This is a genomic window from Flavobacterium ardleyense (genome assembly GCF_042686085.1).
In the GTDB taxonomy this organism is placed as follows: Bacteria; Bacteroidota; Bacteroidia; order Flavobacteriales; family Flavobacteriaceae; genus Flavobacterium; species Flavobacterium ardleyense.
In genome coordinates this window covers 1-20,299 of sequence record NZ_JBHUOL010000010.1, presented here as the reverse complement: position 1 = coordinate 20,299, position 20,299 = coordinate 1, and the positions used below count along the sequence as shown (strand labels likewise).

18 protein-coding genes are annotated in these 20,299 nt (G+C 33.0%); 11 read left to right on the top strand and 7 right to left on the bottom strand.

Annotated elements, in window-relative coordinates; all coding sequences use genetic code 11:
* Positions 1 to 42 precede the first annotated feature (42 nt).
* The 9 genes from ACFSX9_RS04030 to ACFSX9_RS03990 all read left to right on the top strand — a co-directional run bounded on the left by ACFSX9_RS04030 (position 43) and on the right by ACFSX9_RS03990 (position 8,843).
* Positions 43 to 1,131 carry an LptF/LptG family permease gene (locus tag ACFSX9_RS04030; RefSeq protein WP_379804727.1) on the top strand — a complete coding sequence of 363 codons (1,089 nt, stop codon included), beginning with the start codon at positions 43 to 45 and terminating at the stop codon, positions 1,129 to 1,131.
* On the top strand, positions 1,118 to 2,011 hold the full coding sequence (locus ACFSX9_RS04025) for a DMT family transporter (RefSeq protein WP_379804724.1): 894 nt from the start codon (positions 1,118 to 1,120) through the stop codon (positions 2,009 to 2,011). Before ACFSX9_RS04030 ends, ACFSX9_RS04025 begins: the two co-directional genes overlap by 14 nt.
* Before the next feature lie 64 nt (positions 2,012 to 2,075).
* Positions 2,076 to 3,029 (top strand): acetyl-CoA carboxylase carboxyltransferase subunit alpha, encoded by a 954-nt coding sequence (locus ACFSX9_RS04020; protein WP_379804721.1) that lies wholly within the window; start codon positions 2,076 to 2,078, stop codon positions 3,027 to 3,029.
* 143 nt (positions 3,030 to 3,172) lie between these two features.
* The gene (gene dnaB, locus ACFSX9_RS04015; RefSeq protein WP_379804718.1) at positions 3,173 to 4,723 is read left to right on the top strand and encodes a replicative DNA helicase; all 1,551 of its coding nucleotides are present in this window, start codon (positions 3,173 to 3,175) and stop codon (positions 4,721 to 4,723) included.
* 93 nt (positions 4,724 to 4,816) lie between these two features.
* Complete coding sequence (locus ACFSX9_RS04010; RefSeq protein WP_379804716.1) at positions 4,817 to 5,125, top strand: hypothetical protein; 309 nt, start codon at positions 4,817 to 4,819, stop codon at positions 5,123 to 5,125.
* Positions 5,126 to 5,475: 350 nt separating this feature from the next.
* A complete protein-coding gene (locus tag ACFSX9_RS04005; protein WP_379804713.1) occupies positions 5,476 to 5,754 on the top strand; it encodes a hypothetical protein in 279 nt (92 codons plus the stop codon).
* On the top strand, positions 5,747 to 6,544 hold the full coding sequence (locus ACFSX9_RS04000; RefSeq protein WP_379804710.1) for a sensor histidine kinase: 798 nt from the start codon (positions 5,747 to 5,749) through the stop codon (positions 6,542 to 6,544). Before ACFSX9_RS04005 ends, ACFSX9_RS04000 begins: the two co-directional genes overlap by 8 nt.
* The gene (locus ACFSX9_RS03995) at positions 6,545 to 7,228 is read left to right on the top strand and encodes a response regulator (protein ID WP_379804708.1); all 684 of its coding nucleotides are present in this window, start codon (positions 6,545 to 6,547) and stop codon (positions 7,226 to 7,228) included. It begins immediately after the preceding gene.
* A 337-nt stretch (positions 7,229 to 7,565) separates the two neighbouring features.
* Entirely contained in the window at positions 7,566 to 8,843 is a 1,278-nt protein-coding gene (locus tag ACFSX9_RS03990; protein WP_379804706.1) for an asparagine synthetase B, read from the top strand.
* Here ACFSX9_RS03990 and ACFSX9_RS03985 read toward each other — a convergent pair whose 3' ends face one another.
* Positions 8,844 to 9,305: a DUF1569 domain-containing protein gene (locus ACFSX9_RS03985; protein WP_379804703.1), complete on the bottom strand. Its 462-nt coding sequence runs from the start codon at positions 9,303 to 9,305 to the stop codon at positions 8,844 to 8,846.
* A gap of 80 nt (positions 9,306 to 9,385) precedes the next feature.
* Positions 9,386 to 12,004: a cyanophycin synthetase gene (gene cphA, locus ACFSX9_RS03980; protein ID WP_379804700.1), complete on the bottom strand. Its 2,619-nt coding sequence runs from the start codon at positions 12,002 to 12,004 to the stop codon at positions 9,386 to 9,388.
* Positions 12,005 to 12,230: 226 nt separating this feature from the next.
* Between cphA and ACFSX9_RS03975 the strand changes: the two genes are divergently transcribed.
* Positions 12,231 to 13,109, top strand: coding sequence for a cyanophycinase (locus tag ACFSX9_RS03975; protein ID WP_379804698.1), 879 nt, complete (start codon positions 12,231 to 12,233; stop codon positions 13,107 to 13,109).
* A gap of 6 nt (positions 13,110 to 13,115) precedes the next feature.
* Positions 13,116 to 13,961, top strand: a complete 846-nt coding sequence (locus tag ACFSX9_RS03970; protein WP_379804696.1) for an isoaspartyl peptidase/L-asparaginase — start codon at positions 13,116 to 13,118, stop codon at positions 13,959 to 13,961.
* 65 nt (positions 13,962 to 14,026) lie between these two features.
* Here ACFSX9_RS03970 and rlmF read toward each other — a convergent pair whose 3' ends face one another.
* The 5 genes from rlmF to thrS all read right to left on the bottom strand — a co-directional run bounded on the left by rlmF (position 14,027) and on the right by thrS (position 18,387).
* Positions 14,027 to 14,944 (bottom strand): 23S rRNA (adenine(1618)-N(6))-methyltransferase RlmF, encoded by a 918-nt coding sequence (rlmF, locus tag ACFSX9_RS03965; protein ID WP_379804694.1) that lies wholly within the window; start codon positions 14,942 to 14,944, stop codon positions 14,027 to 14,029.
* A 104-nt stretch (positions 14,945 to 15,048) separates the two neighbouring features.
* Positions 15,049 to 15,393 carry a 50S ribosomal protein L20 gene (gene rplT, locus ACFSX9_RS03960; protein ID WP_379804692.1) on the bottom strand — a complete coding sequence of 115 codons (345 nt, stop codon included), beginning with the start codon at positions 15,391 to 15,393 and terminating at the stop codon, positions 15,049 to 15,051.
* A gap of 178 nt (positions 15,394 to 15,571) precedes the next feature.
* Positions 15,572 to 15,769 (bottom strand): 50S ribosomal protein L35, encoded by a 198-nt coding sequence (gene rpmI, locus ACFSX9_RS03955; protein WP_133610709.1) that lies wholly within the window; start codon positions 15,767 to 15,769, stop codon positions 15,572 to 15,574.
* Between the two features lie 97 nt (positions 15,770 to 15,866).
* Entirely contained in the window at positions 15,867 to 16,418 is a 552-nt protein-coding gene (gene infC / locus ACFSX9_RS03950) for a translation initiation factor IF-3 (RefSeq protein ID WP_379805385.1), read from the bottom strand.
* Between the two features lie 28 nt (positions 16,419 to 16,446).
* Positions 16,447 to 18,387, bottom strand: coding sequence for a threonine--tRNA ligase (thrS, locus tag ACFSX9_RS03945; RefSeq protein WP_379804689.1), 1,941 nt, complete (start codon positions 18,385 to 18,387; stop codon positions 16,447 to 16,449).
* Between the last annotated feature and the right edge of the window lie 1,912 nt (positions 18,388 to 20,299).

Genomic DNA, 20,299 nt, shown 5'->3' with positions numbered 1-20,299 from the left:
AACAATTTCTAACTTCTAACTTCCAACTTCTAAATTTGAAGTATGAAAATAATAGATAAATACATATTAAAGAGATACTTAGGTACTTTTTTCGTGATGTTGATTATGTTTATTCCTATCGGAATTACAATTGACGTTTCTGAAAAAGTAAATAAGATGATAGAAAATAAAATCCCGTTGCTAGAGATTTTAGTTTACTATGGCGATTTTACAATCTATTTTGCAAACTTACTTTTTCCTGTATTTTTATTTTTATCCATTATTTGGTTCACCTCGAAATTAGCTAACAATACTGAAATTATCGCTATTTTAAGTTCCGGAATTTCATTTACAAGGTTTTTACGACCTTTTATTTATGGTGCAGTTATAATTTCCTTTTTTGCTTTAATGATGGGATTCTTTTTAGTGCCAAAAGCAAGCAAAGGATTCAATGATTTTAGGTATAAGAATCTAAAAGGAAATTCACAGACTAGAGAAACTTCTGATATTTTTAGACAGATTAAAAAAGAAGGTTTAATCGAAGAAAATATATATGTAAGTAATTTCAATTATCTTTCTCAAACTGGTTTTAACTTTACTTATGAGCGTTTTAACGACAATGTTTTGATTGAAAAAGTAACCGCTAACAGAATTAAATACGATCAGGAAACGAAGAAATATACTTTATTCAATTACAACAAGAGAATTGTTGGTCAAGTTGATGATCAGCTCAGCAACTTAGAAAAAATTGTCGTCAAGTACAACTTCGAACCAGATGATCTTACGCCAGTTGTTTATGTGGCAGAAACAATGACCATTGGTCAACTGAACGCTTTTATTAATAAAGAAAGAGCGCGAGGAAATGCAAACATTAATACCTATTTAGTGGTTTTCCACAAAAAGTTTAGTTTGCCAGTTGCTGCTTTTATTTTGACTATTATTGCTGTGGCAGTTTCTTCTATGAAACGTAGAGGAGGAATGGGAGTCAATTTAGCCATTGGAATTGTCATAGCCTTTATCTTTATCTTCTTTGATAAAGTATTTGGAACATTAGCAGAAAAATCAAGTATCCCGCCATTTTTAGCGGTTTGGTTGCCTAATGTTGTTTTTGGAATATTAGCTTATTTTTTACTACGCAATGCAAAACGATAATTTAAAAAGTTACTTTCATCTTCATATAATTGTATTTATCTGGGGATTTACAGCTGTTCTAGGGAAATTAGTTTCGCTAGAAGCATTAGACTTGGTCTGGTACCGTATGTTTTTCGCTGCAGTAATAATGGTAGCGGTAATTTTAATTACTAGAGAAAGAATAAAAGTGCCTCTTCATATTTTAGCAGGGTTTATTATTTCCGGAATTATTATTGCTTTGCACTGGCTTACATTTTATCAAGCGATTAAGGTCTCAAACGTATCTATTACACTAGCTTGTTTGTCAACAGGAGCTTTTTTTGCTTCTATTTTAGAGCCTATTTTTTACAAAAGAAAGGTCATTTGGTATGAAGTCCTTTTTGGATTAATTGTAATCTTTGGACTTGGCATCATATTTAAAGTGGAAACACAATACACAGCTGGAATTTATTTAGCCGTTACTTCAGCCTTTTTATCAGCACTTTTTTCTGTGATCAACGGAAAATATGCTAAGGAATACAACCCAAATGTTATTTCCATATATGAATTAAGTAGTGGGGTTATTTTTATAAGTATCTATTTGTTTTTTGCCGGTAATTTCACGCCAGCTTTCTTTGCACTTTCATTAAACGATTTACTTTGGTTACTAATATTATCTTCAGTTTGCACGGCCTATGCTTTTTCAGCTTCTATAAAAGTGATGAAGTTTTTGAGTCCATTTACAGTAATGCTAACGATTAACTTAGAACCCATTTACGGAATATTTTTAGTGCTTTTAATTTTTCCGGAAAATGAAAAAATGTCACCTATGTTTTATTTAGGCGCTTTAATCATATTAGCCACTGTAATTGCTAACGGAATAATGAAAAGCCGTAAAAAAAGAGTAACAATGTTAAGATAAGGTTACAATATCCAAGGAAAATTTTATCTTTGTAGTAACAAACACAAACCCAAATAAACCGACTATGGAATATTTAGATTTTGAATTACCAATTAAGGAGCTTGAAGATCAATTAGATAAATGCGAGATTATTGGTCAAGAATCGGATGTAGATGTATCAAACACCTGCAAACAAATTGAGAAGAAATTAGAGGAAACTAAGAAAAAAATATATAAAAACCTTACAGCTTGGCAACGTGTTCAACTATCTAGACACCCAAGCCGTCCTTATACGTTAGAATATATTACGAATCTAACAAAAGGAAATTTCTTAGAACTTTTTGGAGACAGAAATTTCAAAGATGACAAAGCAATGGTTGGTGGACTTGGTCAAATTGACGGTCAATCTTTTATGATCATAGGACAGCAAAAAGGTGTAAATACTAAAATGCGTCAGTTCAGAAATTTCGGAATGCCTAATCCTGAAGGTTATAGAAAAGCCCTACGTTTAATGAAAATGGCAGAGAAATTTAATATTCCTGTTTTAACATTAATTGACACGCCGGGAGCTTATCCTGGTTTAGAGGCAGAAGAAAGAGGTCAAGGAGAAGCTATTGCAAGAAATATTTTTGAAATGACTCGTTTAAAAACACCTATTATTTCTGTAATTATTGGAGAAGGAGCTTCAGGAGGTGCATTAGGAATTGGAGTAGGAGATAGAGTATATATGTTGGAAAACACTTGGTATTCTGTTATTTCTCCAGAATCTTGCTCTTCTATTTTATGGAGAAGTTGGGAGTATAAAGAGCAAGCAGCTGAAGCTTTAAAATTAACTTCCTTTGATATGAAAAAACAGAAGTTAATTGATGATATTATTCCGGAACCACTTGGTGGAGCACATTATGATAAAGCAACAACTTTTAAAGCAGTTGAAGAGTATGTTTTAAATGCTTTTAATGAACTAAAAGTTTTATCAACAAAAGAATTAGTTACAAGAAGAATGGATAAGTATAGTAAAATGGGCGAATTCAAAGAATAACGTTTATTTTAAATATAATATTGAATCCGAGACCTTTACGTTTCGGATTTTTTTATGGGTTATTAACAATTTTTTTATAGTTATTAACACCCCGCGGTAAGAACTTAAAAATTAAACACACAAAATTTTGCTACCTTAGCACTATGGAAAATATCAGAAATATGAACCCGATAAAAGTAGATAAAACTACTATTATTAATTTAGAAAAAGGAAAATTACCTCCTCAAGCCTTAGATTTAGAAGAAGCGGTGCTAGGTGCCATGATGATTGACAAAAAAGGAGTCGATGAGGTAATTGATATTTTACAACCAGATGCCTTTTATAAAGACGCTCATAAAAACATCTTTGAGGCTATTATTGAGCTGTTTAACGAAACACAACCGATTGACTTATTAACCGTTTCCGCGCAGTTAAAGAAAAACGGTAAACTAGATATTTCTGGAGGTGATTTTTACTTAATTCAGTTGACCCAAAAGATCTCTTCTTCTGCACATATTGAATTTCATTCACGTATTATTTTACAGAAATTTATTCAAAGAAGTTTGATTAAAATTTCAAGCGAAATTATTGAGGAATCTTATGATGATGCTACTGACGTTTTCGATTTATTAGACAAAGCAGAATCAAAATTATATGAAGTTACGCAAGGAAATATTAAACGTAGTTCTGAAACTGCGCAAAGTTTAGTAATTCAAGCGAGAAAAAGAATTGAAGAAATTGCTGGTAAAGAAGGTTTAAGTGGTGTTGCAACAGGATTTCATGCTTTAGACAAATTAACTTCGGGATGGCAACCTTCTGATTTAATTATTATTGCAGCACGTCCTGGTATGGGAAAAACAGCTTTCGTATTGTCAATGGCACGAAATATGGCTATTGATTTTGGAAAACCCGTTGCTTTTTTCTCCTTAGAGATGTCTTCTGTTCAGTTAATTACACGTTTGATTTCTTCAGAAACTGGACTTTCGTCCGAGAAATTAAGAACTGGAAAACTAGAAAAACACGAATGGGAGCAATTGACCATTAAAGTAAAAGATTTAGAAAAAGCTCCGTTGTATATTGACGATACGCCATCTTTATCTATTTTTGATTTACGTGCTAAAGCGCGAAGACTTTCCTCTCAATACGGAATTAAGTTAATTGTTGTGGATTATTTGCAGTTAATGACAGCCGGAGGAAATGGAAAAGGAGGCGGAAATCGTGAGCAAGAAATTTCAAGTATTTCTCGAAATTTAAAGGCATTGGCAAAGGAATTAAATATTCCAGTTATTGCACTTTCTCAATTATCTCGTGCAGTTGAAACACGTGGTGCAAGTAAAAGACCTTTACTTTCTGACCTACGTGAATCGGGTGCAATTGAGCAGGATGCCGATATTGTATCGTTTATTTACCGTCCAGAATATTATAAAATTGACGAATGGGATGACGAAGAACATTCGCCAACACAAGGTCAAGCCGAATTCATCGTTGCAAAACACCGTAATGGTGGATTAGATAATGTCCGATTGAAATTCGTAGGAAACTTAGGAAAGTTCGAAAATTTAGATGATTTTAGTTCACCTTTTGATGAATTACCATCCAAAATGAATTTAGACGATAACGTAAATCCCTTTATTACACCGAATTTACCAACAGCAAACGAAGCATTTGGAAGTACGATGAACTCGTTTGATGACGATTCAGATGTTCCTTTTTAATGTCTTCATCGATAAAACAGACCTTTTGGTCTGTTTTTTTTTGTTAAATGAATTTTTTTAATACTTTTAAGTAATTAAATATAAAAACACACAATGTCTAAATTTACAATTACACTTGATCAAGCCAAAAAATGGGCAATTACATGGAGAAACAATCCGCCAAAAGAATTGGCAAAAGGTCATTTGATTCCAGTCGAATCGTTAAAGACTTTAATACAGACAGCTGATGTTGTAAGCGTTAGAGCTTATATGGGAATTGATGAAAATAAAACGCAGAAATTATTTTTTGTTGGTGTAAATTCAGATGGAAAAGATTTAGTAGACGAAACGCATTTAATCTACGATGCTACCGAACCTTGTCCAACAAAGTGCGATCCTTCAAGTCCTTTTTTTAAGCTTTAATTTTGTTCGAAGCTAAGTACTTACATATAACATCAGCGTTACTGTGTTTGTTGTATTTTATAGGTTTTCTAAAACAAGGAAAAACGTATAGAATTTTTACTTTTTACATAACGGGCGTTTTGTTAATGGACTTTTTGGCTTCAAATCTTTGGAGATGGTTTCGCATTTATAATATTTTCATGCACCATTTTTATGATCTGTTTCAGTTTGTAATGTTAAGCTACTTTTACGCGACACTTTTACAAACCAAAAAACAATTATTAACGGTTTACATACTTTTAATTGTAATTCCGATTTTTCTGTTGTCACGGTACATTTTCAATCCAGAACTGTTTCTTAAACATAGCTTATTGGAAATGTATTTTGCAACAATTCCTATTATTATTTATGCAACAATGCATTTATATAATAATTTAGGACAGCGAAAGGAATTTTATTATGCCAATTTAGGCTTGTTATTTTACCTATTTACAAGTACTGCCATTTTTTTGCTCTATGAATTAGCTACTGTTCTGAAATATGACAGTTTTTTGTCACGATTAATTCAGGTTAATATTTTACTTCAGTATGCTAAGTTTGGATTGTTCTTTTACCAATGGAAATTAATTTATTTTAATAAAAATGACTAGTATAATTGAATTAGAAAATACACAGATAATTAATGCAGTATTTTTTATACTACTAGCATTTGCTTCCATGTTTTTAATCTTAGTGCTATTTTTTTACTTTTCTAGAAAAAAAATAGTTCAAATTGAAGTGGATAAAAAAATGCTTGAAATAGAGCATCAAAAAGAACTATTAGAATCAGTGATTGTTACACAAGAAGAGGAAAGACAACGTATAGCGCAAGATTTACATGACGATATCAGTTCTAAACTTAATGTAGTTTCAATAAACACGCACCTGCTTCGGACGCCAAATTTAACGGTCGAAGAAACTAATGAAATAACAAGCAATATTATAAATTACACCCAAAATGCTTTAGAGAATTCTAGACGAATTGCACATAATTTGTTACCACCTGTTTTAGAAAAATTTGGCTTTAATGCTGGAATTGAAGAACTTGTTGAAGAATATAATAGTACCAAAAAAGTAAAAGTAGTTTTGAAAAACGAGCTAGTTTTTGATAAAGCAAAGTTTCAAAAGCATTTGCATATTTTTAGAATTCTACAAGAATTACTAAACAATTCAATTAAACACGGTAAAGCCACAGAAGTTTCAATTCAATTTACTAATTTAGATGACGAAAAGGTTTGTATCTATAAAGATAATGGAAAAGGGTTTGATGTAGATAAAACTTCTAATCATAAAGGATTAGGTATGCGAAATATTGAAAGTAGAATTAGCTTTATAGGAGGAGCTTATTCTATTGATTCAACTCCTAATGAAGGTGTGAAAGTTATTTTTAATTTTAAATAAATGAGTGCAATAATAAAAATATTTTTAGCTGATGATGAAGAGTTATTCCGGAAAGGAATTTATTTTTTATTGAATAGAGAAAAAAATATCGAAATTCTGTTTGAAGCTTCAGACGGAAAGGAATTAATTGATCAATTAAATGTCACTAGCAAAGAAAATTTGCCTGACATTATTTTGATGGATTTAAAAATGCCTGCAGTTAATGGAGTTGAAGCAACAAAAATAATTCATAAGGATTTTCCTCAAATTCGAATTATTGCCTTAACAAGTTACAACACTAAATCGTTTATTGCAAATATGATTAATGTGGGAGCGGCTTCATATTTAGTAAAAAGTGCATCGCCGCAAGACATGATAAAAACCATTAATGAGGTTGCGAGCAAGGGATTTTATTATAGCGATAGCGTAATGGAAGTGATCCATCAGGATATTTTATCTAGTGGTAATTCTAAAACGGTCTTAGATGACGATTTTCTAACTCTTAGAGAAAAAGAAGTTTTGGAATTAATTTGCAAACAATACAGTTCTACTGAAATCGCAGACAAACTGTGTTTAAGTGCCAGAACTGTAGATGGACATAGAAATAACTTATTATCAAAAACGCAGTCTAAGAATGTAGCAGGTTTAGTCATATTTGCTATACAAAACAAAATTGTAAAGCTTGATGAGGCTACAATTATTTAAGATCAGTTTTTAATGACTTTTGCAAAATTGGAATACTAAAACAAAATATACCAGGATTGTCATAATAAGAACCACATATCCAACTTTTTTTAATGCTTTCATTTCTTTTGAATTTAATATCGAAGAATTGTTTTTAGATGTACTCATTTTTTATCTTATTGATTACTGTAAATGTATTTCAAAAATTAATCTTGTGTAAGGGTATAAACACCTGATTTTTAATTCAAGTATTTCTGCGTAGTCAACCAGGTATTTTTACGGGGGTACCATTTTAACAATTCTACTAATCATAAGTAGTAAAAATGTTATAAATTAGACCAAATATTTATTTTAAAGAATGAAAGCAAAATGTAACTACTTCGTGTTTATCTTTATTTTACTAGTTTCTTTTACAACTAAAGCGGCTTTTATATTAATTCCGATGGAGTCCGAAACCCAGCAAAATCATTTGAAAGCATACGGGATTACTTTTTGGGCTTTAGAGAATAATTATAAAGCAAGCTGGTTACTAAATTATCGTGGAGGTTCTTTTTTATTACCAGATGCAGCAGAAATTAGAAAAGAATGTCAAATTAGAGGGGTAACTTTTGAGGTGCTTTCTGATGCTTCGACTAACTCTATTTTAGAAGAAATTAGTGCGCCATCGCAAAATATGGAAACTGTTGTCTTGGAAAAAGCACCCAAAATTGCAGTTTATACCCCTAAAGGAAAACAACCATGGGATGATGCTGTAACATTAGTGTTGACTTATGCAGAAATTCCGTACACCGCTATATATGATGAAGAAGTTTTATCCGATCAATTAATAATGTACGATTGGTTGCATTTACATCATGAAGATTTTACTGGACAGTATGGTAAATTCTTTGGTAATTATAGAAATACACCTTGGTATATTCAACAAAAAGCGGATTCAGAAGCACTTGCGAAGAAATTAGGATTTAAAAAAGTATCAGAAGAAAAGCTTGCAGTTGCAAAAAAAATTAGAGATTTTGTAATTGGTGGTGGCTTTATGTTTGCAATGTGTTCTGCAACAGACAGTTTTGATATTGCGCTTTCTGCCGATGGTGTCGATATTTGTGAACCGATGTTTGATGGTGATGATTCCGATGCTAATTATCAAGCGCGAATTGATTATGCGAATACTTTTGCTTTTAAAGATTACAAATTAGAACGCTCTCCTGTAGTTTATGAGTTCTCAAATATAGATACAACGGAAGAACATGGCAAAGGAAGCTTTACTATGGATAAAGACTATTTCTCTTTAATGGAATATTCTGCAAAATGGGATCCAATTCCTACAATGCTTTGCCAAAATCATACGCAATTAGTAAAAGGTTTTATGGGACAAACTACTGCTTTTGCTCCAGATAAAATAAAATCAAACGTTTTAGTCATGGGTGAATGTAAAATTAACGGCGAAGCGCGTTACATTCACGGTACAAAAGGAAAAGGAATGTTCACTTTTTATGGAGGTCATGATCCCGAAGATTACCAACATAGAGTAGGAGATGCGCCTACTGTTTTAGATTTACACCCAAATTCTCCAGGTTATCGTTTAATTTTGAACAATGTTTTATTCCCAGCGGCGAGAAAGAAAAAATTGAAAACCTAATTAGCTTTTCAGAATATCATTTATAATTTTAAAATGATGGTTCGTATGAAGCAGTAAAAAATTCTCTGTTGCTTTTTTGTTTAAATCATCAAAAAATGGATGTTGAAAATAGGCGTTTTTGTCTAATTGATTCCAATTAGCTAAATTGTGTTTGAGGTTCTTCAGACTTAGTTCTAATGATTCTTTCGAAATTTCACCTTCTGGTCGAACTAATTTAGGTGCTTTTACTTTTCCTCTTGGAATTTTATTTAAAAGATCTACAATCAAAAAGCGTTTAAAATTGAATTTCCACTTGTATTCTGAAGGATTCGAAGTTTTACAGGCAGTAACAATTTGATCAATAGTTTTTAAGCTATGTTCAATATGCCAACCCACACTTCCAGTTGAAGCTTCTAGATTTACAGTGTCATAGTTTGCTATTTTTGATTCTAATTCGGCAATTAAATGATTTAATTTTTCCATTTCTATTTTTTGATTTCATAAAAATATAAAAAATCCCAAAACCTTTACAGAAATTGGGATTTATATTTTAAAGGTGGCGATTAAGCTTCTTCGTTTTCTTTGTCTAAATATTCTTGAACAATTTCAATTGCATTCGTTATCACGTCACTTAAAGCGGTGATAAAACTCCCATCTTCGGCACTATTCATGGCATGTTTTAAAGCTTCAACTTCTTTTGTGATTACTTCATGTGTTACGTTTTTACCACTTGCATTAATTCCTTCTAAGATAAGTGAATTAATTTCTTCTTCAGTTCTTCCACGCAAGTGCTTCTCTTGACGAATTATAATGTGATCAAACATTCGAGCAGCAATTAGTGCACATTCTCTGATGTCTTCATCTCTTCGGTCACCAACACCTGCAATAATTCCAATTTTCTTCGTCGCTTCTACAGAATTTAAATAATCTTCAACACCACGGTATCCGGAAGGATTATGTGCAAAGTCAATTAGAACTTTGAATTTCTTAAACTCAAAAATATTCATTCGACCTGGTGTTTGAGCGGCACTTGGTATAAATGTTTGTAGTGAAATACTAATATCTTCAATTTTGAAACCATATAAATATCCTGCTAAAGTTCCAGCAAGAACATTCGCTATCATAAATTTTGCTTTTCCACCTAATGTTAAAGGAACATTTGTGGCGCGCTCTACGCGAATTTTCCATTCTCCCTTTTTAATCGTGATAAAGCCATTTTCATAAACAGCTACAGTTTTTCCTTCTTTTGCCAACTGTTTTACAATTGGTGCATCTTCATCCAGACTAAAATAAGCAACATTGCAAGTTAAATCCTTACCAAGTTTCATGCAATATTCATCTTCAGCATTTAAAATTGCCCAACCGTCTTTCTTAATACTTCTTACAACTGTAGCTTTAACACGCGATAAATCATCTAAAGTATCAATATCGTTTAGTCCTAAATGATCTTCTTGAATATTTGTTACAATTCCAATATCACATTGACTAAATCCTAATCCAGAGCGTAAAATCCCACCACGAGCCGTTTCTAAAACTGCAAATTCAACAGTAGGATCTTTTAAAATGTATTCGGCAGAAATAGGTCCGGTTGTATCACCTTTTTCCATCATATGGTTTTGAACGTAAATTCCGTCTGATGTTGTAAACCCAACTTTATAGCCATTATTTTTTACAATATGTGCAATTAATCGGGTAGTGGTCGTTTTTCCATTTGTACCTGTAACCGCAATAATCGGAATACGACTTGGTTTTCCTAGCGGATATAGCATGTCAATTACAGGAGCGGCAACATTTCTTGGCAAACCTTCGGAAGGCGCTAAGTGCATTCTAAAACCTGGAGCTGCATTTACTTCTAAAACGCAACCACCATTTTCTTTTAAAGGTTGGGTTAAGTTATTGGCCATAATATCCACACCGCAAACATCTAATCCAATTACGCGTGCAATACGTTCGCAAAGGAAAATGTTTTCGGGATGAATCATGTCAGTAACATCTACAGAAGTTCCGCCCGTACTTAAATTAGCGGTAGATTTCAAGTAAACTATCTCATCACTCTTTGGAATTGTGTCTAATGAATAACCATATTTTTCAAGTAAATCTTCGGTGTCGCGATCTACATCGATTTGTGTCAATACGTTTTCATGACCGTAACCGCGTTTTGGATCTAGATTGGTTTCATCAATTAGCTGCTGAATGCTTTGTTTTCCATCACCAGTTACGTGAGCAGGTTCTCTTTTAGCAGCTGCTACTAATTTATTATCAATAATTAAAACACGAAAATCGTATCCAGTTATGAATTTTTCTACAATGACTCTTTTACTATAGGTCTTCGCGTAAGCTAATCCTGCTTTCGCAGTTTCATAATCATTTACATTGATTGAAGCGCCTTTACCATGATTTCCATCTAAAGGTTTAATAACAATTGGATATCCTATTTTATCAATTATCGCTTGTAAATCTTCTTCTTCAACGCAAATTCCTCCAGTTGCCACTGGTATTGAGGCCAATTGCAGAAGTCTTTTCGTTTCTTCTTTATTACATGCAATATCTACGGCAATGTTGCTGGTTTTACAAGTAATCGTGGCTTGAAAGCGCATTTGATTGACACCATAACCTAATTGAACAAGTGAGTTTTTTCCTAGGCGAATCCATGGAATATCTCTTGAAACTGCTTCTTCTACAATACTTCCGGTAGAAGGACCAAGACGAACTTGTTCACGAATTTCTCGCATTTTTTGAATATCTGCTTCAACATCGTATTCAGTGCCAGCGATTAATGACGCAGCTATTGCGACAGCGCTTTCTGCAGCAAACAAACCTACATTTTCCTCTGTATAACTAAAGACAACATTGTATATTCCAGGAGTTTTAGTTTCTCTAGTTCTCCCAAAACCAGTTTCCATTCCGGCTAGTGTCTGTATTTCTAAGGCAATGTGTTCTATTACGTGTCCCATCCACGTGCCACGTTCCACACGCATAAAAAAACCACCACGACAACCTTCCGAACAACGATGTTCAATCATTGATGGAAACATAGCCTCTATTCTTTCCTTAAATCCTTCGATTTTATTAGTAGGAAATTGTTCTGTTTCCTCTAAATCCAAACGCATTTGAATTAATTTTTTTCGTCGAATACTCCAGATGTTTGGACCTCTTAAGGCTTGAATTTTTAATATTTTCATACAAAATGGGATTAGTTTTTAAAAGGATAATCGCTTTGTTAAAAATAGAAAAAAATAACGCACATTCTACCAATATTGTGCTAAATAATCTAAAATATAATTTATTTGTTTTTAATTTTATAAGAAATTACTTAGAACACTTTTGTTTTTGATAAAAAAGATCAAAATAATATTTCTTTCCTGTGATTTGGTTTGTGTAGTATGTAGAAATAGCTATTTTTACGATATGAAAATACAAGGAAAATTAATAATCATTGGTGGAGCTGTAGATAGAGGAAGTTTTACAGAAACCAACGTTCCTACAGATACATCAAAGAATCTTAACTTCTTTGAAGCTGGGATTTTAAAAAGAATTATCAACGAATCTAAACATAAAGAATTATCTCGTATTGAGGTTATAACAACGGCGTCGATTATTCCAAAGGTAATTGGACCTGAATACATAAAAGCTTTCAATCATTTAGGCGCAAATAATGCCGATGTGCTTTATATACAAAAAAGAGAACAGGCAAGTGATCCTGAAGTTTTAGAGCGATTAAAAGCCGCTGATGTAATAATGGTTACAGGAGGAGATCAATTGCGCTTAACATCAATCTTAGGTGGTACTTTGTTTGATTCTATTATGCTAGATAAGTATAGAAATTCCGATTTTATGTATGCAGGAACATCAGCAGGAGCTGCGGCAGCTTCCAATAATATGATTTATCAAGGAAGTAGTTCAGAAGCTTTATTAAAGGGTGAAGTTAAAATCACCTCTGGTTTAGGATTAATTGACGGGGTTATTATCGATACGCATTTTGTCAAAAGAGGAAGAATCGGTCGTTTGTTTCAAGCAGTTGTAGGAAATCCTAAGGTTTTGGGAATTGGTCTTGGAGAGGATACTGGATTATTAATAACAAATGGCTGTCAAATGGAGGCTATTGGTTCTGGATTAGTAATTTTAGTAGATGGAAGAGAAATTAAAGACACTAATCTAACCCAGATTGAGATAGGGAAACCTATTTCTATTAACCATCTAGTGACGCATGTAATGAGTAAATACGATAAATACGATTTAGAAACTCGCAAAATGAGCATAAGGGATACCCAAAACGTAGAAAATTAGTTTATTATGCCTAAAATTATAATACACGGTGGATTTTTTTCTGAATCTTCGACGAGCTTAGAAACTAAGATAGCAAAACAGAATGCTCTTTTGAGAATTGTCAAAGATTCTTATGTCTATTTACAAAATCATTCTGCTCTTGAAACGGTAGTTTATGCGGTTTCTCAATTAGAAGATAATGAATTATTTAATGCTGGTGTTGGTTCCCAAATTCAATCTGACGGAAAAATCAGAATGAGTGCTTCTTTAATGGATGGCGTTTCTCAAAAAATGAGTGGCGTTATCAATATTGAGGATGTTAAAAATCCAATTCAAGTCGCACAAATTCTAATGAGCGAAGATGACAGAATTTTAGGAGGAAGTGGCGCAACAAATTTCGCAAGAAATCACGGATTTGAGCCTTTTTCGACCGAAATTCCACAAAGAAGAAGCGAATATGAAGAAAAAATAGCTTCATTTGGAACTGGAACTGTTGGTTGTGTAGCTTTAGATAAAGACGGAAAGATCGCAGTAGCAACTTCAACTGGCGGAAAGGGATTTGAAATTCCAGGGAGGATTTCTGATTCAGCAACGGTAGCAGGAAATTATGCTAACGAGTTTTGCGGTGTTAGTTTAACCGGAGTAGGGGAAGACATTGTAAGTAATGCAACCGCTGCAAAAATTGTAACTCGAGTTACCGACGGATTCTCCATTGAAAAAGCTTTTGAGAAAACGTTCAATGAATTAAAACCTTATGATGGTTTTGCTGGTGCAATCGGAATAGACAAGAACGGAAACATCTTTCATCAAGATTCGCATCCAAGTATGGTTTTTGCCAGTTTTGATGGTAAAAATGAAGAAGTATTTAATTAGAAATATTTACATAAAACAAAAAAACCGAAAGTATTGCTTTCGGGTTTCTTGTTTTTATTATGTTTTTACTCTAATTTTTCTTCCTTAAAATTCCAGAATAATATTCTACTTGCTTTATTGCCATGTTGCATCTCAACAATTTTATAGGTTGCTTTTACTTTTTTAAGGTGCACAAACAAAGGTTTTAAGTTGTCTTTTTTAGAAACTAAAGTAGAAAACCATTTCACCTGAAATTTAAAATGAACACTTTCATAAATCATATTGCTAATAAAAGATAATTCACCGCCATCACACCATAATTCTGTATTCACACCACCAAAGTTTAATACTGGTTTTTCAGTAGCATCCGCACCTAAGTTTTTGATTTTACGAAGAGAACTTTGTACAGCCTCTTCCTTTGAACTATGAAAAGGTGGATTACAAATTGTTACATCATAGCGTTCACCAGCTCTAATGATATTTTTGAAAATAGCTCTTTTAGAACTTTGGAAACGTATCTCTACATTTTCACGTAATTTCTGATTCCAGTTGACATTCGTCTTTGCTGCTCCGAAAGCTTCTTTATCAGCTTCGCTACCCACAAATCTCCAATCATATTCAGAAACTCCTATAATTGGATAGATACAATTCGCACCAACACCAATATCTAAAATATTAATTTTATGTTTGGTTTGTATTGTACCATACATTTCTTCTATAACATCAGCTACCTGATGGATATATTCAGCTCTTCCTGGTATAGGAGGACATAAGAATCCTTGTGGAATGTCCCAATTCTTTAAACCGTAGAAATGTAACAAAAGAGCTTTGTTAAGCATCTTTACAGCTTCTGGATCTGAAAAGTCAATGCTTTCACTGCCAAATTCATTAAGACCCACAAAAGGTTTTAAATCGGGATTGCTTTTGATTAAGGCTTTAAAGTCATATTTGCCGTTGTGTTTGCTTTTAGGATGATAACCTTTAGTGCTTTTTGTAGTATTCAAAATAGGATGTGTTTATGGTGCAAAGTTAAATATTTTTAGTCAATAAAAAACCCCGATAAATCGGGGTTTAATATATAAGTAAGATAAACTGTGTTAGACGTAAATTATTTAATTGTGTTTACTACAGCTGTGAAAGCAGCAGGGTGGTTCATCGCTAAATCTGCAAGAACTTTACGGTTCAATTCGATGTTGTTAGCTTTTACTTTCCCCATAAATTGAGAGTAACTCATTCCATGTAATCTTGCACCAGCGTTGATACGCGTAATCCATAAAGCACGGAAGTTTCTCTTATTTTGTTTTCTATCACGGTAAGCATAGCACATTGCTTTTTCTACCGCGTTTTTAGCTACAGTCCAAACGTTTTTACGTCTACCAAAGAAACCTTTGGCTTGTTTTAATATTCTTTTTTTTCTAGCTTTTGTAGCTACTGAATTTGTTGCTCTTGGCATAATTTTAAATGTTTTTTGTAGTAAGGCGGTTTTTCAACACTTTTAAACTTCGTGCTTTTCACTTCGTAAATCGTACTTAGTTGAGCCCACTCCAGGGTTACTAAATTGTTTTAACCAAACAATCATTGAAATATTTTTTCTTTTTCATCCGATCCTTTTAGGGAGGGATAGTTTCAGATTAAATTAAGTTCAATTGTTGTTTAATGCTTCTCTCATCTGTTTTATGTACTAAAGCAGAGTGAGTTAAAGCTAATTTACGCTTTTTAGATTTTTTAGTCAAAATATGACTTTTAAAAGCGTGTTTTCTTTTGATCTTTCCAGAACCAGTAACTTTGAATCGTTTCTTAGCACTAGATTTCGTTTTCATTTTAGGCATTTTCTTCCTGTATTTATAATCTATCTTACTTACTTATTTTCTGTTGCACTTACTGCAACTCTTATCTTATTTATATGTGTTTAAAAAACACACTAAATTATTTTGCTTTTTTCTTAGGAGCAATGTACATAATCATACGTTTTCCTTCTAAAACTGGCATAGCTTCAACTTTTCCAAACTCTTCCAATTCTTGAGCTAAACGTAACAATAGGATTTGACCTTGTTCCTTATAGATAATAGAACGTCCTTTAAAGAATACAAACGCCTTTAATTTAGCACCTTCTTGTAAAAATTTTAAAGCATTCTTTTTCTTAAATTCATAATCATGCTCATCTGTTTGTGGTCCAAAACGAATTTCCTTCACCACAATTTGAGTAGATTTAGCTTTTAATTCTTTATCTCTCTTCTTTTGTTGATACAAAAATTTACCATAATCCATCAATTTACAAACGGGCGGTTCAGCATTTGGAGAAATTTCAACCAAATCAACTTCTTGCTCTTCTGCAAAACGAAGCGCTTCGGCTATTTTGTAAACTCCTGGCTCAATATTTTCGCCTACTAAACGTACTTCAGCAACACGAATCAAATTATTGATACGGTGAGCTGCTTTTTTCTCTTCACGAGGTTGAAAACCTCTGTTGTTTCTAATTGCTATGGCCTTATAATTTTAGTTAAACTTAAAAGTCTTTTAATGTTTTTTTAATCTCTTCATTAATCATTGAAGCAAAATCTTCAATAGTTAGCGTCATATTCCCTTTTCCTTCTTGTCCGTGTGTTCTAACAGAAATCGTTCCGTTTTTCTCTTCTTCCTCGCCTACAATCAGCATATACGGGTATTTCTGCATTTCTGCTTCTCTAATTTTCCTACCTATAGTTTCATTTCTGTTATCTACTACGGCGCGAATTTCGTGATTTTCTAGCAATTCTAAAACTTTTTTTGCATAATTTTCATATTTCTCACTTAAAGACAGGATTATAGCCTGTTCTGGCATCAACCAAAGTGGGAAATTTCCTGCTGTATGCTCTAATAAAATCGCAATAAAACGTTCCATCGAACCAAAAGGAGCACGGTGAATCATAATCGGGCGATGTAATTTGTCATCAGCACCTTTATAAGTCAGTTCAAAACGTTCTGGCAAATTGTAATCTACCTGAATCGTTCCTAATTGCCAACTTCTTCCTAAAGCATCTTTCACCATAAAGTCCAATTTCGGACCATAGAAAGCAGCTTCGCCAGTTTCAATCACATAATTTAATCCTTTATCTTTTGCAGCACTGATAATTGCATTTTCAGCTTTTTCCCAGTTTGCAACATCACCAATATATTTATCTGGATTGTCTAAATCACGAACAGAAACCTGTGCCGTGAAGTTTTCAAATCCTAACGAACCAAAAACATATAATACTAAATCAATAACGTTTTTAAATTCCGAATCCAGCTGATCAGCAGTACAAAAAATATGTGCATCATCTTGAGTAAATCCTCTCACACGAGTTAAACCGTGTAATTCACCCGATTGCTCATAACGATAAACTGTTCCAAATTCAGCATAACGCTTTGGTAAATCTTTGTACGACCACGGTCTTGCATTATAAATCTCGCAGTGATGTGGACAGTTCATTGGTTTTAACAAAAACTCTTCACCTTCATTTGGCGTATGTATTGGCTGAAAACTATCAGCACCATATTTTGCATAATGTCCAGAAGTTACATACAAATCTTTCATACCAATATGTGGTGTGATCACTTGTTCATAACCCGCTTTCTTTTGTGCTTTTTTCAAAAACTGCTCTAATCTATCGCGCAAAGCGGCACCTTTTGGCAACCATAATGGTAAACCTTGACCTACTTTTGGAGAGAAATGGAATAAATCCAATTCCTTACCTAACTTTCTGTGGTCTCTGCGTTTTGCTTCTTCTAATAATTCTAAATATTCAGTTAAGTCTTTTTGCTTCGGAAACGAAATTCCATAAACACGCGTTAACTGTTTGTTTTTCTCATCACCTCTCCAGTATGCACCGGCAACTGATAAAATTTTCATTGCTTTGATAATACCCGTGTTTGGAATATGTCCACCACGACATAAATCAAAGAAATTAGCATGATCACAAAAAGTAATGGTTCCGTCTTCTAAATTCGAAATCAATTCTATTTTGTACTCATTGTCTTTATATACTTCTAATGCTTCCGCTTTTGAAACCGAACGCATTTTAAATTCATGCTTTTCTCTCGAAACCGCTAAGATACGATCTTCAATCTGTTTAAAGTCAGCATCTGTGATTTTTAAATCGCCAAAGTCAACGTCATAATAAAATCCGTTGTCAATTGCAGGGCCTAAAGTCAATTTAATCCCTGGAAACATTTCCTCTAAAACCTGAGCCATAACGTGCGAAGTAGAATGCCAAAACGCTTTCTTACCCGCCACATCATTAAAGGTATATAATATAAGTGTACCGTCCGTCGTCAATTCCGTCGTGGTTTCAATAGTGGTGCCATTGTAAGAAGCCGATATAACGTTTCTTGCAAATCCTTCACTAATGCTTTTCGCAACATCCATTGGAGAAACTCCTTGAGCCATCTCCTTAACCGACCCGTCAGGTAAAGTAACTTTTATCATTTTTGTAATTTATAAGGTGCAAATATAAAGCTTTAATAAAATCAATACAATATATATACGGTATAATGTTAAAATTTATTTTATTAGAAGCACACGTTTATCATTTCATAAGACTATTCGTCCCGCTGTCCGTTCTATCTTTTTAGAAACCCACCAGGTTTTAAGAAACCTGTTGCGTTTCTAAAAAGGATGCCACTCCCATCGGGGCTATAAAAAACGAATTGCTTTCCAATTTGCTATCCCTCCAATCTTTGTGTGGATAATTCTCTCAGTTTTTGTCTAAGTCTTGTCATGCTGAACTCGTTTCAGCATCTAATTATTTATGCTTATACATAGGAAGCAAAGTTCCTCGATTCTTAAGAATAAGATTTGTCATGCTGAACTCATTTCAGCATCTCAATTTTCTACACCTATATATAAGATAAGGAGAGAACTTCATCAGATTGTTGCTTAATCTTTGTCATGCTGAACTCGTTTCAGCATCTCAATAATTTGCACACCTATATATAAGGAGCAAGCTTCTTTAAATCTTTATCTCAATCTTTCTCTCAATCTTTCTCATAATCTTGTCATGCTGAACTCGTTTCAGCATCTAAATAAATTTACATATATATATATAAGGAGCAAACTTTCTCTCCATCTTGTCACGCTGAACTCTTTTCAGTATCTCAATATTCTACACCTATATATAAGGAGCAGATTCCAAAATCGCTTCTCACAAACTTCATCACGATTTTTGTCATGCTGAACTCGTTTCAGTATCTCAATTTTTTATACCTATATATAAGGAGAGAACTTCCTCAGGCTTCTCCTCAATCTTTCTCACGATTCTTTGTCATGTTGAACTCTTTTCAGCATCTAAACAATTTCAGACCTATACATAAGGAGCGAAATTCCTAAATTCTTAATAACAATCTTGTCATGCTGAATTCATTTCAGCATCTCAATTTTCTACACCTATATGTAAGGAGTAGATTCCATAATCCCTTCTCACAAATTTTCTCATGATCCTTGTCATGCTGAACTCGTTTCAGCATCTAAATTATTAGACCTATATATAAGGAGCAAACTCCTTTAAATCTTGACAGATAGTCTTTCTCTCATTCTTTGTCATGCTGAACTCGTTTCAGCATCTCAATAATTTCATACTTATATATAAGAATCAAATATTCCAAGATTCGTAAGAATAAGATTTGTAATGCTAAACTCGTTTTAGCATCTCAATAATTTGCACACCTATATATAAGGAGCAGATTCCAAAATCCCTCCTCATAAACTGTATAACGATTCTTGTCATGCTGAATTCATTTCAGCATCAGAATTGTTACACCTATATATAAGGTATAAACATTCCAATTTTTAAACTCCATCAATTAAATCCCAATTCCATCGATTTTTCAATAATTCAAAAATCAACGTCAATACAAGATCTATATAAAGATAATAATAACCCCAATTTTCACATTCAACGTCAATTTCCAATAGATGTGAAAAATAAAAAAACCTTCTTTTATAAAAATAGTAGAATTCACCAGATGATATAAGTGGCAAATCACCCTACAAACCTCTTTGAAAGAAAAATTCCACCATATAAAACCGTAATTCTATAAAATAAATAAAAATCTTTGCGTCTGTTTAAGGGATAGAACCATCAAAAAAGCGCTAAATTCAATAAAAAGCACATTATTTTTAAATCTGAACAACAAATTTAAATAGGAGGGACGTTATGGTAACGCATATACTACTGCTGGTAACGCATCATAATCCCGCCTTTACTCGTTAAGCTAAAAAAAACTTCAAAAAAACTTTCATACATTAACTTCTTGTTATCAATGAGTTAAGATAAAGGTTAAAAAAAGATTAAAAATAAAGTATGAAAAGGCTTGTGAGTGCGAAATATTTTTCTACTTTT

Bases quoted from the DNA above. Each gene is read 5' to 3' on its own strand.
- ACFSX9_RS03990 (WP_379804706.1), top strand. From the start codon at position 7,566: ATGAAAGCAAAATGTAACTACTTCGTGTTTATCTTTATTTTACTAGTT.
- thrS (WP_379804689.1), bottom strand. From the start codon at position 18,387: ATGATAAAAGTTACTTTACCTGACGGGTCGGTTAAGGAGATGGCTCAA.
- dnaB (WP_379804718.1), top strand. From the start codon at position 3,173: ATGGAAAATATCAGAAATATGAACCCGATAAAAGTAGATAAAACTACT.
- ACFSX9_RS04030 (WP_379804727.1), top strand. From the start codon at position 43: ATGAAAATAATAGATAAATACATATTAAAGAGATACTTAGGTACTTTT.
- cphA (WP_379804700.1), bottom strand. From the start codon at position 12,004: ATGAAAATATTAAAAATTCAAGCCTTAAGAGGTCCAAACATCTGGAGT.
- rplT (WP_379804692.1), bottom strand. From the start codon at position 15,393: ATGCCAAGAGCAACAAATTCAGTAGCTACAAAAGCTAGAAAAAAAAGA.
- ACFSX9_RS04000 (WP_379804710.1), top strand. From the start codon at position 5,747: ATGACTAGTATAATTGAATTAGAAAATACACAGATAATTAATGCAGTA.
- ACFSX9_RS03985 (WP_379804703.1), bottom strand. From the start codon at position 9,305: ATGGAAAAATTAAATCATTTAATTGCCGAATTAGAATCAAAAATAGCA.
- rpmI (WP_133610709.1), bottom strand. From the start codon at position 15,769: ATGCCTAAAATGAAAACGAAATCTAGTGCTAAGAAACGATTCAAAGTT.
- ACFSX9_RS04020 (WP_379804721.1), top strand. From the start codon at position 2,076: ATGGAATATTTAGATTTTGAATTACCAATTAAGGAGCTTGAAGATCAA.
- ACFSX9_RS03975 (WP_379804698.1), top strand. From the start codon at position 12,231: ATGAAAATACAAGGAAAATTAATAATCATTGGTGGAGCTGTAGATAGA.
- ACFSX9_RS04025 (WP_379804724.1), top strand. From the start codon at position 1,118: ATGCAAAACGATAATTTAAAAAGTTACTTTCATCTTCATATAATTGTA.
- ACFSX9_RS03995 (WP_379804708.1), top strand. From the start codon at position 6,545: ATGAGTGCAATAATAAAAATATTTTTAGCTGATGATGAAGAGTTATTC.
- ACFSX9_RS04010 (WP_379804716.1), top strand. From the start codon at position 4,817: ATGTCTAAATTTACAATTACACTTGATCAAGCCAAAAAATGGGCAATT.
- ACFSX9_RS03970 (WP_379804696.1), top strand. From the start codon at position 13,116: ATGCCTAAAATTATAATACACGGTGGATTTTTTTCTGAATCTTCGACG.